The organism is Alicyclobacillus sp. ALC3 (assembly GCF_028751195.1).
In the GTDB taxonomy this organism is placed as follows: Bacteria; Bacillota; Bacilli; order Alicyclobacillales; family Alicyclobacillaceae; genus Alicyclobacillus_L.
Genome location: NZ_CP066784.1, coordinates 221,331 through 237,396, shown reverse-complemented (window position 1 = coordinate 237,396; position 16,066 = coordinate 221,331). Strand labels below are relative to the sequence as shown.

Genomic DNA, 16,066 nt, shown 5'->3' with positions numbered 1-16,066 from the left:
ACCTGTTTTTCCAGTGGAACCCGCGATTGATCACTCAATCCGGGGGTGTCCGCCGTGACCAAGTTACCTGAGCTGCCCGACTACTCACGTGACATGGAGATTGTCCAAGCGCTGCAACGTTTGTCAGAGGCAGAAGCGGGCTTCGATGAAGATGCTGAAGAGGACGAAGCGACAAGAGTAGAGTCAGGTCGAAATCCTGAACCTTCGTAGCGTGACGTAAGTTAGTACACGGGAAGGCAAGTAGGTGCAGCCACGGAATCTGCCGATGCAGAGTCTGTGGCTGTCCTTTTTGTGGAGAACTGCCTTGGAGAGATGTCTATCCTGTGTTAAAATGTTTCTCGGCTAAAACAACACGCGCAAGGTTGTGGGAAGGGGTCGTCGTATGAACGTTCGGCGGATCGTCCTGTTGAACGTGGTCGCTTTTATTGTTGTTCTGGCGGCGGTGTATGGAGGGTATAGCTACTACTACCAGCAAAGCCACTATGTGACGACGAACAATGCTTTTATTGAGGGACAGGTCGTCCCGTTGAACGCCGAGTTTGCTGGCAAGCTGAACAGCTGGAACGTAACGGTGGGTGACCAGGTCGCAGCTGGGCAGGTTGTCGGTCAGGTGGACACGTCGCTCGAGAAGCAACAACTTGGCGCTGCCGCTTCTGCGCCAGGGGTTGCCCAAGCGGTCTCCAATGCCGCGCAGGTACTGAGTCCCACCAACGGCACCCTGGTACAGTCGAATGTGTCCGCAGGCCAAGTCGTTAGCCCCGGGCAACCGCTCGGGGAAGTAGTCAACCTTTCAAACCTGCACATCACAGCGAATATCAGTGAATCACAGCTCCGCAATGTCAATGTTGGAGACGCCGTGGATATTTCTGTCGATTCTTACCCGTCACTGTCCTTGAAAGGTACTGTCCAGTCTATCGGCATGACTACAAATTCGTTCTTTGCGTTGATTCCGTCGACGAATAACGCGAGTGGGACGTACACACGTGTCACACAAACCGTCCCGGTTCGAATTACTATGTCCGGATACGCTGGTTCCGCCTTGCGTCCGGGGATGAGTGTCACTGTTCGCATTCACCGGCAAACGCCCTGAACAGCAGGCGCTTGGCGTGAGTGTGGATTCTCATTGCTTCGACGAGGGTGCCTGTGCTAGAATGGGTCGGTGTGATTACGGTGGTCCTCTGTCGTGGCAAGCACGGCACGAACACCTGTGTGAAGGGAGGCCTCTGAAATGAACCTGTTAGAGACCATTGCAAGAGAACAACTGCGTACGGATGTCCCCGCATTTCGCCCGGGTGACACACTTCGGGTGCACGTGAAAGTCCGTGAAGGACAGCGCGAGCGCATCCAGGTGTTCGAAGGCATTGTGATTCGCCGCCGCGGAAGCGGGATCAGCGAAACATATACAGTGCGAAAGATATCATACGGCGTAGGTGTGGAACGCACGTTCCCAGTGCATTCTCCCAAGATTGAGAAGATCGAAGCGATTCGCCGTGGCAAGGTGCGGCGCGCGAAACTGCACTACCTGCGCGGCTTAAGTGGTAAGGCTGCACGTATCAAAGAAATTCGTTGAGCGAGGGAGCAGAGCAGGTCGCCGTCATGCAGACGGCTCCTGCTTGCCTCGCTAGAGTGCTCAAACGGCGGAGGGGCGCAGTTGCGTCTCGCCGCTTTTTAGTATTTGGGGATTTGGGCATCACTGCGAACCGTACATAGCTGAGCGGTAAAGCGGACGTGCTTGAACAGGAGGATACCTACGTGCAACCCATTCATTGGTTCCCAGGTCATATGGCGAAGGCCCGCCGAGAGATGACAGAGTCTTTGCGGCAAGTGGACGCCGTACTTGAACTCGTTGACGCTCGACTGCCGATCGCGAGTGCCAACCCGATGCTCGGGGAACTCATCGGGAGTAAACCCCGGACTGTTGTGATGACGCGAACAGACCTCGCTGACCCAGCCAAGACGGCTGCTTGGAGTGCGTACTTTTCCGGCCGCGGGACCCCTGTAGTTGGGATCGACGCGAGGACAGGGAGTGGCGTGCGCGACATCGTCCCGGCATTGAACGAGGCGATAGCAGAGAAACGGGCCCGTGACGCTAAGCGCGGCATCCGTCCACGCCCGGTCCGGGCGATGGTCGTCGGCATCCCGAACGTCGGCAAGTCCTCCCTCATTAACCGCTTGGCCGGGCGTGCGGCGACGAAGACGGGGGACAAACCCGGAATCACGAAGCAACAACAGTGGATTCGCTTGGGTAATGCGGAATTGCTCGACACTCCAGGCGTGCTGTGGCCTAAGCTTGACAACGAGGCGGGCGCATTTGCCTTGGCTATGAGCGGAGCGGTGAAGGGCGAAGTAGTGGACCTGCCGATGGTTGCCGCTTACTTTGTGGTGTGGTGCAGCAACCACTATCCGGGGATTGTCGAGAGTCGGTATGAGATTGACCCGATTCCAAGACTTCAAGCAGACCCACTACAACTGTGGGAGTCAGCTGAGCCGGTGATTGCAGCGATCGCCAAACGGCGAGGGCTGCTGCGTTCGGGCGGTGTCTTCGATACCGAGCGCGCTGCAGAACTGTTGTTGCGAGAATTGCAAACAGGACAACTCGGTCGGATCACGTTCGAGACTCCGCCTAATCGTGATGAAAGTGTACAAAGTTGATCTAGCGGAGGGGTCGGTGGGTCGGTACACTGAGGACAACAGACTTTGTTTGGCTAAGGGCGGTTGATTGTGTGACGGCGCAGAGACAAGCACGAGAGTTGGCGCATGCGCAGACCCTGTGGGACTATGAACGGCAACTTATTGAAGGGCATCAGGCTGTCATCTGTGCGGGTGTGGATGAGGTTGGCCGCGGTTGTTTGGCGGGACCTGTCGTCGCTGCGGCTGTTGTGCTTGGTTTGGACTGGAGAGTTCTGTCTGGCGTGCGAGATTCCAAGCAACTGACGAAGGCTAGACGGGAGTCCCTGGCAAAGGTCATCCTAGAACAAGCACAGGCGGTGGCCATCGGTGTCGCAAGCGTCGCTGAAATTGATCAGCACAACATCCTCAGTGCGTCTCGCATCGCCATGGCCCGGGCGCTCGAGGGCCTTGCGGTTTCGCCGCCCTTGGCGCTTGTGGACGGGCCGTACCCACCCCTTTTTGCAGGAACGGCACTGCCGTCTGTACCTGTGGTGGACGGTGATGCGAAGTGCCTCTCCATTGCTGCGGCCTCAGTCATTGCGAAGGTTCGCCGGGATGAGATGATGGCTGAGTTAGCTGCGGTGCACCCGGAGTATGGTTTCGAGAGAAACGCGGGTTATGGCACAGCGGAGCACCTCTTGGCTCTTACTCAGGTCGGACCCTCTCCTCACCACCGGAGGTCGTTTGCGCCGGTGCGGGAACACCTTCGTGTCGGTTCATGACGCCGGCTTTGACCCGGCAGGAAACGGGGCGAATCGCTGAGGAATTCGCGTGTCAGTACTTGACGCGCACCCTCGGCTGGACAGTCCTGGAACGAAACTGGCGCTGTCGCGTCGGGGAACTCGACATTGTCGCGAATGACCGGGGCGTGCTGGTGGTCGTGGAAGTGCGCAGCCGTAGCGGCCCCGCTTTCGGGTCGCCTGCAGAGTCGATCGCAGGCGCCAAGGCCCATCAATTGCAGCGACTCGTGCCATTTCTGCTCAACTACTTGCATCGCACAGACGCACAACCCCTGCGCATCGACGCAGTGGCGGTTTACGTGCGTTTCGGCCAAATCACCTCGTTTGACCACATCCGCAACCTCGGTCTTTAGCCACTGCTCCCAGATGACTCGTACTACCAACTGTGTGAAGAACTCGAAACCGGAACGGCCCGCAGTCCCAGCGCCTCTTGCACGTCTGCCGCCAGCACGTGCGTACGGCCGTCGAGAGCAGCGATGGCCGATGCAATACGTCGGACGGATGCGCTAGCTCGCTGCGACAGGCGTAGTTGACGCGCGGATTCTGTCAAGAGTTGCAGGGGTCTGTCGGAGATTGACAACGGCTCTGGGTGAAACGAGTGGCCTGTCTGCGACCGGTTTCCACTTGCAGTGGAGAGCAGTGCCCGCGCGGCGGACACGCGCATCCGCATGGAAGCAGAGGTTTCTTCGACTTTGCGAGCGAATGAAGGTGTTGTCGGTGACACGACTATGACCAAGTCGATCCGGTCGAGCAGCGGTCCGGATAAGCGAGACCAGTACCGTTCGACTTCTCGCTCTGCACAACGACACTCGCCGAACCCCCGAGCGCCGCATGGACAAGGGTTCATTGTGCCGAGGAGGAGAAAGTCCGCAGGGAGTGTCATTGTTTTTCCAGACCGCGCAAGTCGGACGTGCCGGTTCACGAGGGGCTCTCGCAGCGTGTTCAGTGCAGTTCTGTCAAACTCAGCCATTTCATCAAGCAACAGTACCCCGTGGTGAGCGAGGGTGGCTTCACCCGGGAGCGGCGGGTACCCGCCGCCGATTAGACCAGCGGCCGTGACGCTGTGATGAGGATTGCGCAGAGGCGGCGTCCGCGACGGCGGGGTAGCCAACTGTGCGGCTTGATGAATGGCATACACCTCAAGGGCAGACTCATCGTCGAGCTGAGGGAGGATGGTCGACACTCTCTCGGCCAGCATTGTTTTGCCACAACCGGGCGGACCTACGAGTAGAGCGTGCAGACCGCCTGACGCGGCGATAGTGAGTGCTCGTTTGACCTCTGCCATGCCTTCGACTTCAGACATATCTACGTTGCCTTGAGCCCCTTCGCCTGTTGGTGAAAATGGGTCCGTGGCAAGGTGAACGGGGGCTGGCCAGGAGGACTTGACGGACAGCGCCTGAACAACGGACGCAAGCGAGTCAAATGGGTAGTACTGGACGTTCGGCAACGCAACGCAGCGGCTGACCTGGCCTGTACTGATACACATCTCGACACGGCCGTGTTGGCGCAGCGCCAGAGCGAGATTCACCAGTGCACCAATCGGTACAAGTTGACCAGAGAGGCCGAGTTCGGCGCAGAAACCGACAATGACAGGTTTTGTTCCGCGCCCCGGCCGCTCCGTATCGCCGGGAAGTTGGCCGGATGCACGCAGAATAGCTACCGCGATGGCCAAGTCGAGGCCGGGGCCGCGTTTGCGCACACTGGCAGGGGAGAGGTTGACAGTGATGCGTTGACTTGGGAACTGCAGTCCGGCGTTCCGGATTGCAGAGCGAATGCGAAGTTTCGACTCGCTGACTGCGGAATCCGGTAAACCGACAATCTGAAATTGCGGAATGCCGGCGGTGACGTCTGCTTCGACGAGCACGACCGTCGCATCCATCCCTTCTAGTACGGCTCCGTGTGCGGTGCCAAGCATGTGTAGGCTCACCTTCCGTTCACCGATGTAATGTCCGCGGCGCGCAGGTAGATCTGCCACGCGCGTCCGTCACCTCGGTATAACACGACGGCCCAAAGCGTGCGATGATGCACAGTATGAGCATGTGTTCAGAACGAATAACGTGCAGAAAAATCGTCGCAAGGCACATTCTTGGAACGTCAGTGTATTGCAGATTGAGGAATGTGACGGTACCATCAGAGTACGACGGAACGAAGATAGGGAAGGGTATATCTTCCGGGACGGGAGGAACAAGCGTGCAGGGATCGAAGGGGACGTCGCAGCGTACTCGACGGGATCAGGGGAACGCGACCGAGAAGGGTCGTGTCATTGATATGCGCGTGTGGAAAGCAAAGCGCCGCGCCGATCGCTTCCGCGAAAAGAGGTCGCGGTTTGATGCGTTAGTATGGCTGACGGTCTGCTTGTCGGCTGCTGCCGCCGTCTCTGCCCTCATCGGATGTATCCCTTTTGCAGGTCAAGTCAACAGCATCTTGCTGGCCTGGCTGTTTGCCGTCCTCAGCGCAGCCTTGGCGTCTATCCTGTTTGCACTACGCCGCAGATACGCACGCCTGTTGCTGACAGTGGATGTCTTATCCATGGCAGTGTCGTTTGCGGCGGCTTTGGTTCTCTACGTTCAACTTCCTCGTTAGTCGCAAGCGTCAAAGTTTCAACTGCAGTTCGAGTTTTTCAGTAAGTTGTAAATCACCTTCTGGTGTTCTATCTTAATAGAGGACCTGTTTCAGGGGACTGGACAGCCAGTCCCTGCCTTGCGTTTTCTGACAAAGGAGTGGATTTCCGTGCCCGGACGCATCGCTCGCGGTGGGTCCCGAGTTTTGCCTGTCCGGTACAACGCAGGTGAGGGAGGAATCAGCGGATGAACATTCACGAGTATCAAGCCAAGTCCGTACTTGCAGAGTACGGCGTCGCTGTGCCCCAGGGAAAGGTCGCCTTCAGTGTGGAAGAAGCGCTGGAAGTGGCCAAGGGACTTGGTGGACAAGGTGTGGTAAAAGCACAGATTCATGCAGGCGGCCGCGGCAAAGCTGGCGGCGTCAAGTTGGCGAAGTCTTTGGGGGAAGTTGAGACACACGCGCGTGAGTTGCTCGGCAAGACGCTCGTGACCCACCAAACCGGGCCGCAGGGGAAAGTTGTCAAACGGCTGTTGATTGAGCAGTTGACGAACATCCAGAAAGAGTACTACATAGGTCTTGTGCTAGACCGCGCGCTCGGACGAGTCGTCATGATGGCGTCCGCGGAGGGCGGCATGGAGATTGAAGAGGTAGCTGCCAAGACTCCGGAGAAAATCTTCCGCGAAATCATTGACCCCGCTGTTGGACTGTTGCCGTTTCAGGCGCGAAAACTGGCATTCTCGATCCAAATCCCCGACAAACTCGTGAACAAGGCTGTAAAATTCATGACCGGACTTTATACGTGTTTTGTCGCTAAGGACTGCTCGATCGCCGAGATCAACCCGCTGGTTGTAACTGGCGATGGCGACGTCATGGCACTCGATGCGAAGCTGAACTTCGATGACAACGCTTTGTATCGCCACCCGGACATTCAGGAATTGCGGGACTTGGAGGAAGAAGATCCAAAGGAGATTGAAGCTTCCAAGTACGACCTTAGTTACATCGCCCTCGATGGGAACATCGGCTGCATGGTAAACGGTGCAGGCCTTGCCATGGCGACGATGGACACGATTAAGTACTATGGCGGGGCGCCGGCCAACTTCCTTGATGTCGGCGGTGGTGCGTCGGAAGAGAAGGTCACAGAAGCGTTTAAAATCATCCTGTCGGACGAGAAGGTACAGGGAATTCTCGTCAACATCTTCGGAGGCATCATGAAGTGCGATGTCATTGCCAACGGCGTCGTGGCGGCTGCTCGTCAGATCGGCCTGAACAAGCCACTCGTCGTGCGGCTGGAAGGCACCAATGTAGACCTTGGCAAAGAGATTCTTGGGGCATCTGGCCTGAATATCGTTGCCGCTGACTCACTCGCGGACGCAGCACAAAAAATGGTGGCTATGGTCTGAGGAGGGGAGACGACCCATGAGCATTCTTGTCAACAAGGACACAAAGGTCATTACACAAGGGATTACTGGTGCAACGGGCCTGTTTCACACCAAGCAAGCGATTGAATACGGTACGCAGATGGTCGGCGGTGTGACACCAGGCAAGGGTGGCACGACAGTAGAGGGCTTGCCCGTGTTCAACTCTGTAGCGGAGGCCGTGGAGGAGACTGGCGCCAACGCGTCTGTCATTTACGTGCCACCTGCGTTTGCAGCGGATTCCATCATGGAAGCCGTTGATGCGGAACTTGACCTCGTTATCTGCATCACCGAGGGCATCCCGGTGCTCGACATGGTTAAAGTACGCCGCTACATGGAAGGGCGTCACACACGCCTGATTGGACCCAACTGCCCAGGTGTGATTACGCCCGGCGAGTGCAAGATTGGTATTATGCCCGGGTACATCCACACTCCTGGTCACGTCGGCGTGATTTCGCGCAGCGGAACGCTCACCTATGAGGCAGTGTACCAGCTGACAGTCCGCGGGATTGGCCAGTCAACAGCGGTGGGAATTGGCGGAGACCCCGTGAATGGAACGAATTTTCTAGACGTCCTGAAGATGTTCAATGAAGACCCAGACACAGAAGCCCTCATCATGATCGGCGAAATCGGCGGCACTGCGGAGGAACAAGCTGCGGAGTGGATCCGGGACCACATGAAGAAACCGGTCGTAGGCTTCATCGCTGGCGCAACTGCCCCTCCGGGACGTCGCATGGGTCACGCCGGTGCGATTGTCTCTGGCGGTAGCGGTACGGCGGCCTCGAAGATTGCCAAGTTTGAGGAGTGCGGCATTCGCGTGGCGCCGACACCGTCCGAGATGGGCTCCACACTGCAGGCGTTGCTCGAAGAGCGCGGGTTACTGGAAAAGTGCAAGGTGAAGGCGTAATTGCTAGGCAATGTGCGAAAAACGCAGGGTGGCAGAAAGTGCCCCCTGCGTTTTTGCGTCTCCAGGACTCACCAAACATCTGCCATGGAAGTGGACAGCTCGGCAGGTCTGCTTGACAATGAGACCGTGATCGGATGATGGGAGTAAAGAGGTGGCATGATGGCGCCAGTGAACGAGCGAGTTTTGCGGATTGCCTTGGCTCTCTGTCCTGCGCTTGAACCTTCTGTCGCGCGCAAACTCGTGCGCGGGCTTGGCAGTGCGCAAGCTGTCTGGTCGGCAGACCGTGCGGACTGGCGTGCCGTATGTAAAATGCACGAACAGACGGCAGAGCGCTTGGACGGTTGGAGGCACGCTTTTTCTGATGATTTAGTTGAGGAGCACCTCGCTGAACGCGGCGTTCACTGCCTGTTGCCAGGTGATGACGACTGGCCCGGCGCGTTGAACGACCTCGACGATGCACCTCACATTGTGTTTCTCCGCGGGCGGCGTAAGTCGCTCGGACTCGCACAACACAGAGTGGCAGTTGTGGGGACTAGGCGAGCTTCTTCGTACGGACTCGAGGCCACCCGTTGGGTGACCGAAACGTTGGTTCAGGGTGGTTGCGATGTCGTATCGGGATTGGCACTTGGCATTGACGCTGAAGCGCACAAAACGGCACTCAACGCTGGTGGGACGACAGGGGCTGTATTGGCATGCGGAGTCGATGTATGCTATCCTTCCAGCCATCAGGCGCTCTACGAGAAAATCTGCGAGCGAGGCTGGGTCGTCAGTGAATACCCGCCTGGTAGCCTTGTTGAAAAGTATCGATTTCCGGAGCGCAACCGCCTAATCGCGGCACTGGCACAGGCTGTCATCGTCGTTCAGGCGGGGGAGAGAAGTGGTGCGCTGCGGACCGTGGAAGCGGCGCTCGATCTCGGACGCGACATTTACGCGGTGCCTGGCCCAATTACGTCTGTGCACTTTCGCGGTTCGCACAAGCTTCTGCAGGATGGGGCCCGCATTTTGGTTGATCCGCTGGATGTGTTGACAGACTGGGGGTTATCATGCAGTTCAGTGGACCAACGAACTGTGCCTGCGCGTTGGCGTTCCATGTACGACTATCTGGATGCTCCCGTGACGGCAACGCAACTTGAGCATCAACTCCAGACATCAGCATCTGAAGTGTTTGCAGGTCTCCTTGAACTCGAACTCGCTGGCTTTATTGAACGAGTACCTGGAGGGTTGTACCAGCGTCGTCGCCGCGGGCACTAGTGTGAAACTGGTAAGGTTTGCAAAGTGGTTTTTGCAGGTGCTAAGATGTGAGCAACTTTTGCACCGCCGTGGACGTTCCGAATCAAGGAGGAAAACCATTGGCCGATTACCTCGTCATCGTCGAATCGCCAGCCAAGGCGAAAACGATCGAAAAATACCTGGGGAAGCGCTACTCAGTGAAGGCGTCCATGGGACACGTGCGGGATCTGCCGAAGAGCAAGCTCGGCGTCGATGTGGACCATGACTTTGAACCCCACTACATTACGATTCGCGGTAAGGGAGACCTCATCAAGTCTCTGCGCACAGCCAGCAAAAAGGCGAAGCGCGTGTTTCTGGCGGCTGACCCGGACCGCGAGGGAGAGGCGATTGCCTGGCACTTGGCGCAGTTGCTGGAACTCGACCCAAACGACGCATGCCGCGTTGTCTTTCATGAAATTACAAAGGACGCTGTCAAAGACGCCTTTACAGAGCCGCGCAAGTTAGATCAAGACTTGATTCGCGCCCAGCAGACTCGGCGTATTTTAGACAGATTAGTTGGCTATCGCTTGAGTCCGCTACTGTGGCGAAAGGTCAAAAAAGGTCTGTCGGCTGGTCGTGTGCAGTCTGTCGCTGTTCGCCTGATCGTCGACCGTGAGCGCGAGATTCGGGCGTTTATCCCAGAGGAGTACTGGAGTGTAGACGCGCTGTTCGTTCTCGACGAAGGTGCACTCACCGCTCGCTTCGTCGGCTACGGCCAGGAAAAAACGCCGCTGTCGAACCGCGGCGCTGTCGACGAGTTGCTGGCTGCTTTGACGGGTGCGACTTACCAAGTGGAAAAAGTGAAGCGTTCAGAGCGTCGGCGCAATCCGAGCGCACCTTTCACCACCAGCAGCCTACAACAGGAGGCAGCGCGTAAACTCGGTTTCCGGGCGTATAAGACGATGTCGGTGGCGCAACAGCTGTACGAAGGTCTCGATGTCGGGGCGGAAGGCAGCGTGGGGTTAATCACTTACATGCGGACGGACTCTACACGGATATCCGAGTCGGCGCAAGTTGAGGCGCGCGCTTTGATTAAAGACCGTTACGGTGCCGCGTACGTTCCCACGGAGGCCAAACAGTACAGCACGAAATCGAGTGCACAAGACGCTCACGAAGGTGTCAGACCGACGAGCGTGGAACGTGACCCAGAGTCTGTAAAGTCATTTCTCAGTCGAGACCAATACAGGCTCTACAAGCTCATCTGGGAGCGCTTCGTGGCGAGTCAGATGACCCCTGCACTGCTCGACACCACAACGGTGGACATTCGCGCGGGACGTGCGTTGTTTAGAGCGACCGGTTCTGTGCTGAAGTTTCCTGGCTTTATGGCGGTGTACACCGAAGGAACGGATGACAACACGAATGAGGACGACACGTCGAAGCTGTTGCCGCCGGTGGAGGACGGACAAAATCTCCCCGACCCTGGGTTGAAACCGGAACAGCACTTCACACAACCACCTCCGCGTTTCTCCGAGTCGAGTTTGGTGAAATCTATGGAGGAACTGGGGATTGGCCGACCTAGCACGTACGCGCCGACCATCGATACGATTTTGAAGCGCGGTTACGTGGTTCTGGAACAAAAGCGATTTGTGCCCACAGAACTCGGTGAAATCGTCGTGGACCTGTTAATTGAGAACTTCCACCAACTGATTGACGTCGACTTCACGGCTCACCTGGAGAAAGAGCTAGATGAGGTGGAAGACGGTGACGTGGACTGGGTCAAACTGCTCGGACAGTTTTACGAGTCGTTCGAGGCTGACCTTGAGCGGGCGGAAAGCACACTCGAACACGTCCATATTGAAGATGAAGTGTCTGACGTGGAGTGCGAAAAATGCGGTCGCATGATGGTTATTAAGCAGGGGCGATATGGCAAGTTTCTGGCCTGCCCGGGATTCCCGGACTGTCGCAACACGAAACCGATTACCAAAGAAGTCGGGGTCAACTGTCCACACTGCGGCAAGCCGCTCGTGGAGCGCAGGGGGAAGAAGCGTAAAGTGTTTTATGGCTGCAGCGGCTATCCCGATTGCGACTACGTGCTTTGGAATCAGCCGACAGGGCAACTGTGCCCGACGTGTTCTCATCCGCTGGTGGAGAAGCGCAACAAAGGGCAAGTCACAATCGTCTGCAGCAACGAGTCTGCACACGCCGGCACAGCCGCTGCGGAACCCACGCGCGCTCAGGCCAACGTGAGGTCGTAGTTGTATCGACACAGCCGGTAGGGGGGTGCCACCGTGGTCGTGACTGTAATCGGCGCTGGCCTTGCCGGATCTGAGGCCGCATGGCAGATTGCGCAGCAAGGCGTTCGAGTTAAACTGTATGAAATGCGACCGATTCGCAAAACCCCAGCCCACCACACAAGTCAATTTGCTGAACTAGTGTGCACCAATTCACTGCGCGCAGCAGGTTTGACAAATGCGGTGGGGCTGTTGAAAGAAGAGATGCGTCGACTTAATTCGCTCGTGATGGCGGCTGCTGACGAGCACGCGGTGCCCGCTGGCGGCGCCCTCGCGGTGGACCGTGAAGGCTTTTCTGCAGCTGTAACAGCACGGCTGGAGGGTCATCCGCTTGTCGAAGTGGTGCGCGAAGAAGTGTCAGCAGTTCCGCAGGATGGGGTTGTGGTGGTCGCCACAGGCCCACTCACCTCGGATCGGCTGTCGGCCTCGATTGCAGACTTCTTCGGGGAGAACCACTTGTATTTTTTTGATGCGGCTGCGCCGATCATCACAAAAGAGTCGGTAGACTTTGATAAGGTTTTTCTCGCCTCGCGTTACGACAAGGGCGGCGCGTCGGACTATATTAACTGCCCGTTTACGGAAGCGGAGTTTACAGCGTTCTACGATGCCTTGGTCAGCGCTCAAACCGCTCCTCTGCACGACTTTGAAGAGGAGAAGTACTTCGAAGGCTGCATGCCGATTGAAGTCATGGCGCAGCGCGGTGCGAAAACACTGTTGTTTGGACCAATGAAGCCTGTGGGACTGACAGACCCGCGCACGGGCAGACGACCGTACGCGGTCGTACAGTTGCGCCAGGACAACGCTGCAGCAACCTTGCTAAACCTCGTTGGATTCCAGACGCATTTGAAGTGGGGCGAGCAATCCCGTGTGTTCCGCATGATTCCTGGGCTGGAGCAGGCGGAATTTGTGAGATACGGTGTGATGCATAGGAACACGTACATCAACAGCCCGCAGGCTCTTCTTGCGACATACCAGACCAGACGGCGTGAGACCTTGTTTTTTGCTGGCCAACTGACAGGTGTAGAAGGATACGTGGAGTCAGCAGCGGCTGGTCTGGTCGCTGGTCGAAACGCCGCGCGCTTGGTAAAAGGACAGCCGCTGGTCAGCTTTCCCCAGACCACCGCGATTGGCAGCCTTGCGCACTACATCACACACGCAGACCCGAGGAACTTTCAGCCGATGAACGCGACGTTCGGAATTATTCCACCACTTGCGACGAGGATTCGAGAAAAACGCGACCGCGCTTTGGCTCTGTCGGAACGGGCGCTCGAAGACCTCTCGACACTTGTGCTCGGAGTGCCTCATGAACGGCCTTGACTTTGCTGTAGATGCCTTTCTCCGAGAGCGCACCATGACTCGCGGCTCGTCCAACCGAACGGTGGAGGCGTACGGGCGAGACCTCGAAGCTCTTGTTAACTTTCTGGGTCAAACTAGTGTGGTTGATGTAAAGGCGATACGACCGTCGCACCTGCGCAGTTTCATGGCAGGAGAACTCGAGCGCGGGTTGGCAAAATCATCGCTCGCTCGTCGACTGTCCTGCTACCGCAGCTTTTTTGATTTTCTCATTCGCGAGGGTGAGCTCGAGGTGAATCCGGCCAGAGCGCTGTCCTTGCCCAAACAGCCGAAGCCGGTGCCGAGTTTCTACTATCCTGAAGAAGTCAAGGCGTTGCTTGAGTCCATTAGTGGCACAGACTTGTGGTCACTGCGCGACCGAGCGCTGCTGGAGTTTCTCTATGCTGCTGGGGTTCGAGTCAGTGAGTGCGTAGGGCTTGATGTGTCGGATGTGTCGCTGCAGGAGGGTACAGCTCTCGTCTTTGGCAAGGGCGGCAAAGAGCGCTATGTGGTTGTCGGGCACAAGGCAATTGAGAGCATGGTCCGATACCTAGACGCGCGGTCGGCGCACGTGTTTGTCGACTCGAACGGAAAGGTTGCAGCGCAAGCGCTGTTTGTGAATCGCCGCGGTGGTCGGTTGACGGACCGCAGCGTACGGCGCATTCTTGACTTGCACATTCGTCGCGTTGCGGGATTGTCACACATCAGTCCGCATGCACTCCGACACAGTTTTGCTACGCACTTGCTTGATGGCGGTGCCGACCTTCGGGTCGTGCAAGAACTGCTTGGCCACGCGAGTCTGTCTACGACTCAGATTTATACGCATACCTCGCGTGATCGACTCGCGCAGGTATACCATCAGGCGCACCCGAGAGCGTGATGCAGAGCGGTTGAACGTCTGTAGAGAGGGATGAAGGCACGATGGAGATGCAACTGCACGGAACGACCATCTTCGCGATCCTCAAAAATGGCGAAGCGGCGATGGCGGGGGATGGGCAGGTTACACTCGGGAACAGCATGATTATGAAACACGGTGCACGAAAGGTGCGCAGGCTATACGGCGGCGAAGTGGTTGCCGGTTTCGCGGGTTCAGTCGCTGACGCGTTTACGCTGTTTGAAAAGTTTGAGGCAAAGCTCGAGGAATATCATGGGAACCTGCAGCGAGCGGCGGTAGAACTCGCCAAGGAGTGGCGGTCAGACAAGGTACTGCAAAAGCTTGAAGCGATGCTTTTGTGTATGAACCGGGAACACCTGTTCATCCTCTCTGGCGGGGGCGAAGTCATTGAGCCTGACGATGGCGTCTGCGCGATTGGGTCTGGGGGAGCTTACGCCCTCGCAGCGGGACGCGCCCTGGACCGCAATACTGACCTCGGCGTCGCGCACATTGCCGAACAGGCGCTTCGAATCGCCTCAGAGATCTGTGTGTTTACAAACGACCACATCGTTGTAGAGTCCCTGACTAGGGAGTAGATAGGGCACGTAATAGGCGCATGCGCGCTGTGGATTTGCTAGAAGACAGGGGAGGCGAGTACAAGTGGCCAATGCCGAACTCACACCTGCGCAGATTGTGGCGGAACTCGATAAGTACATTGTCGGACAGAAACAGGCAAAGCGAGCGGTGGCGATTGCTCTGCGAAATCGGACACGTCGTGCCAAACTGCCGCCGGAACTGCAGGAAGAGATTACACCAAAGAATATCCTGATGATTGGGCCGACAGGCGTTGGCAAGACGGAGATTGCGCGGCGGTTGAGCAGACTCGTCGGTGCGCCGTTCATCAAGGTGGAGGCAACAAAGTTCACGGAAGTAGGGTACGTGGGTCGTGATGTCGAGTCGATGGTGCGCGACCTTGTGGAAACCGCGGTTCGCATGGTCAAGGCTGAATACGCTCTGCGGGTACAGGACCATGCGCAGGACCTCGCCAATGAACGAATTGCGGCAGCGCTTGTCCCTGACCCGAACGCGAAGAGAAATAATCGCAATCCGTTCGAGATGTTGCTTGGCGGCATGAGTGGCTCCAGCGAGTCGGATAACGCGTCCGAGAGTGTGCGGTCTGAACGAAAGCGGCTCCTTCGGCAACTGGAAATGGGCGAATTGGAAGACCGCCTCGTGGAAGTGGACGTAGAGGAACAAGCCACTCCGCAGGCGTTCAACTTCATGCCGGGCATGGGTGCGGAAGGCGCGGGCAACTTGCAGGAGATGCTGGGCAACCTGCTGCCAAAGCGCACCCGCAAGCGGAAGATGACCGTACGCGAAGCGCGACAGGTGCTGACTCAGGAGGAAGCACAGAGGCTGATCGACATGGAGAGCGTAGTTGCGGAAGCGGTGCACCGCGCGGAGAACCACGGGATCATCTTCATTGATGAAATGGATAAGATTGCTGGCCGTGAACACCGTGGCCCTGACGTGTCGCGCGAAGGTGTGCAGCGTGACATTCTGCCGATCGTTGAAGGTTCGACGGTTGTCACGAAACACGGCCCAGTCAAGACGGATCACGTATTGTTTGTCGGAGCTGGTGCCTTTCACATTTCCAAACCGTCTGACCTCATCCCTGAGCTGCAGGGTCGATTCCCGATTCGAGTTGAACTCACGAGTTTAAGCGCGGAGGATTTTGGCCGCATTCTGCGCGAACCGCAGCATGCGCTGCTCAAACAATACACAGCGCTTCTGCAGACTGAAGGGATTCAGGTGAAGTTCACCGACGAGGCCATCACGCGGATTGCGGAAATGGCGGCGCAGGTGAACGCGGAAACCGAGGACATTGGCGCCAGACGCCTGCACACCTTAGTGGAGAAGGTTCTTGAGGAACTTTCGTTTGAAGCGCCGGACGTTCATCTCGAAGAGGTTGTCATCACGCCGCAGTATGTCGATGAAAAACTCCAGTCAATCGTGGTCAACCGCGATGTCAGTCAGTTCATCCTCTAGGTGGCATGAAATCTGCG

At 57.2% G+C, this 16,066-nt stretch carries 16 protein-coding genes; 15 read left to right on the top strand and 1 reads right to left on the bottom strand.

The genetic code is table 11. The features are described from left to right. The first annotated feature begins 54 nt into the window (after window positions 1–54). The 6 genes from JC200_RS01090 to JC200_RS01065 all read left to right on the top strand — a co-directional run bounded on the left by JC200_RS01090 (window position 55) and on the right by JC200_RS01065 (window position 3,763). Window positions 55–210 carry a hypothetical protein gene (locus JC200_RS01090; protein WP_274434344.1) on the top strand — a complete coding sequence of 52 codons (156 nt, stop codon included), beginning with the start codon at window positions 55–57 and terminating at the stop codon, window positions 208–210. A gap of 172 nt (window positions 211–382) precedes the next feature. Further along, window positions 383–1,090, top strand: coding sequence for an HlyD family secretion protein (locus tag JC200_RS01085; RefSeq protein ID WP_274434343.1), 708 nt, complete (start codon window positions 383–385; stop codon window positions 1,088–1,090). Window positions 1,091–1,228: 138 nt separating this feature from the next. Continuing rightward, on the top strand, window positions 1,229–1,570 hold the full coding sequence (gene rplS, locus JC200_RS01080) for a 50S ribosomal protein L19 (RefSeq protein ID WP_274434342.1): 342 nt from the start codon (window positions 1,229–1,231) through the stop codon (window positions 1,568–1,570). Between the two features lie 182 nt (window positions 1,571–1,752). Then, window positions 1,753–2,652 carry a ribosome biogenesis GTPase YlqF gene (ylqF, locus tag JC200_RS01075; protein ID WP_274434341.1) on the top strand — a complete coding sequence of 300 codons (900 nt, stop codon included), beginning with the start codon at window positions 1,753–1,755 and terminating at the stop codon, window positions 2,650–2,652. 71 nt (window positions 2,653–2,723) lie between these two features. Then, entirely contained in the window at window positions 2,724–3,392 is a 669-nt protein-coding gene (locus JC200_RS01070) for a ribonuclease HII (RefSeq protein WP_274434340.1), read from the top strand. An 8-nt stretch (window positions 3,393–3,400) separates the two neighbouring features. After that, window positions 3,401–3,763 (top strand): YraN family protein, encoded by a 363-nt coding sequence (locus JC200_RS01065; protein WP_274434339.1) that lies wholly within the window; start codon window positions 3,401–3,403, stop codon window positions 3,761–3,763. 23 nt (window positions 3,764–3,786) lie between these two features. Here the strand turns inward: JC200_RS01065 and JC200_RS01060 are convergent, their stop codons facing one another. Further along, window positions 3,787–5,385, bottom strand: coding sequence for a YifB family Mg chelatase-like AAA ATPase (locus JC200_RS01060; RefSeq protein WP_274434338.1), 1,599 nt, complete (start codon window positions 5,383–5,385; stop codon window positions 3,787–3,789). 215 nt (window positions 5,386–5,600) lie between these two features. Between JC200_RS01060 and JC200_RS01055 the strand changes: the two genes are divergently transcribed. The 9 genes from JC200_RS01055 to hslU all read left to right on the top strand — a co-directional run bounded on the left by JC200_RS01055 (window position 5,601) and on the right by hslU (window position 16,049). Further along, entirely contained in the window at window positions 5,601–5,993 is a 393-nt protein-coding gene (locus JC200_RS01055; protein WP_274434337.1) for a hypothetical protein, read from the top strand. A gap of 224 nt (window positions 5,994–6,217) precedes the next feature. Beyond that, entirely contained in the window at window positions 6,218–7,372 is a 1,155-nt protein-coding gene (gene sucC / locus JC200_RS01050) for an ADP-forming succinate--CoA ligase subunit beta (protein ID WP_274434336.1), read from the top strand. 16 nt (window positions 7,373–7,388) lie between these two features. Beyond that, a complete protein-coding gene (sucD, locus tag JC200_RS01045; protein ID WP_274434335.1) occupies window positions 7,389–8,294 on the top strand; it encodes a succinate--CoA ligase subunit alpha in 906 nt (301 codons plus the stop codon). Between the two features lie 159 nt (window positions 8,295–8,453). After that, window positions 8,454–9,545 (top strand): DNA-processing protein DprA, encoded by a 1,092-nt coding sequence (gene dprA, locus JC200_RS01040; protein WP_274434334.1) that lies wholly within the window; start codon window positions 8,454–8,456, stop codon window positions 9,543–9,545. A 98-nt stretch (window positions 9,546–9,643) separates the two neighbouring features. Then, window positions 9,644–11,758, top strand: coding sequence for a type I DNA topoisomerase (topA, locus tag JC200_RS01035; protein ID WP_274434333.1), 2,115 nt, complete (start codon window positions 9,644–9,646; stop codon window positions 11,756–11,758). A 33-nt stretch (window positions 11,759–11,791) separates the two neighbouring features. Beyond that, complete coding sequence (gene trmFO, locus JC200_RS01030; protein WP_274434332.1) at window positions 11,792–13,111, top strand: methylenetetrahydrofolate--tRNA-(uracil(54)-C(5))-methyltransferase (FADH(2)-oxidizing) TrmFO; 1,320 nt, start codon at window positions 11,792–11,794, stop codon at window positions 13,109–13,111. After that, window positions 13,098–14,006, top strand: a complete 909-nt coding sequence (locus JC200_RS01025) for a tyrosine recombinase XerC (protein ID WP_274434331.1) — start codon at window positions 13,098–13,100, stop codon at window positions 14,004–14,006. Before trmFO ends, JC200_RS01025 begins: the two co-directional genes overlap by 14 nt. Before the next feature lie 41 nt (window positions 14,007–14,047). Further along, on the top strand, window positions 14,048–14,596 hold the full coding sequence (hslV, locus tag JC200_RS01020; protein ID WP_274434330.1) for an ATP-dependent protease subunit HslV: 549 nt from the start codon (window positions 14,048–14,050) through the stop codon (window positions 14,594–14,596). A 64-nt stretch (window positions 14,597–14,660) separates the two neighbouring features. After that, entirely contained in the window at window positions 14,661–16,049 is a 1,389-nt protein-coding gene (hslU, locus tag JC200_RS01015; RefSeq protein WP_274434329.1) for an ATP-dependent protease ATPase subunit HslU, read from the top strand. The last annotated feature ends 17 nt before the right edge of the window (window positions 16,050–16,066 follow it).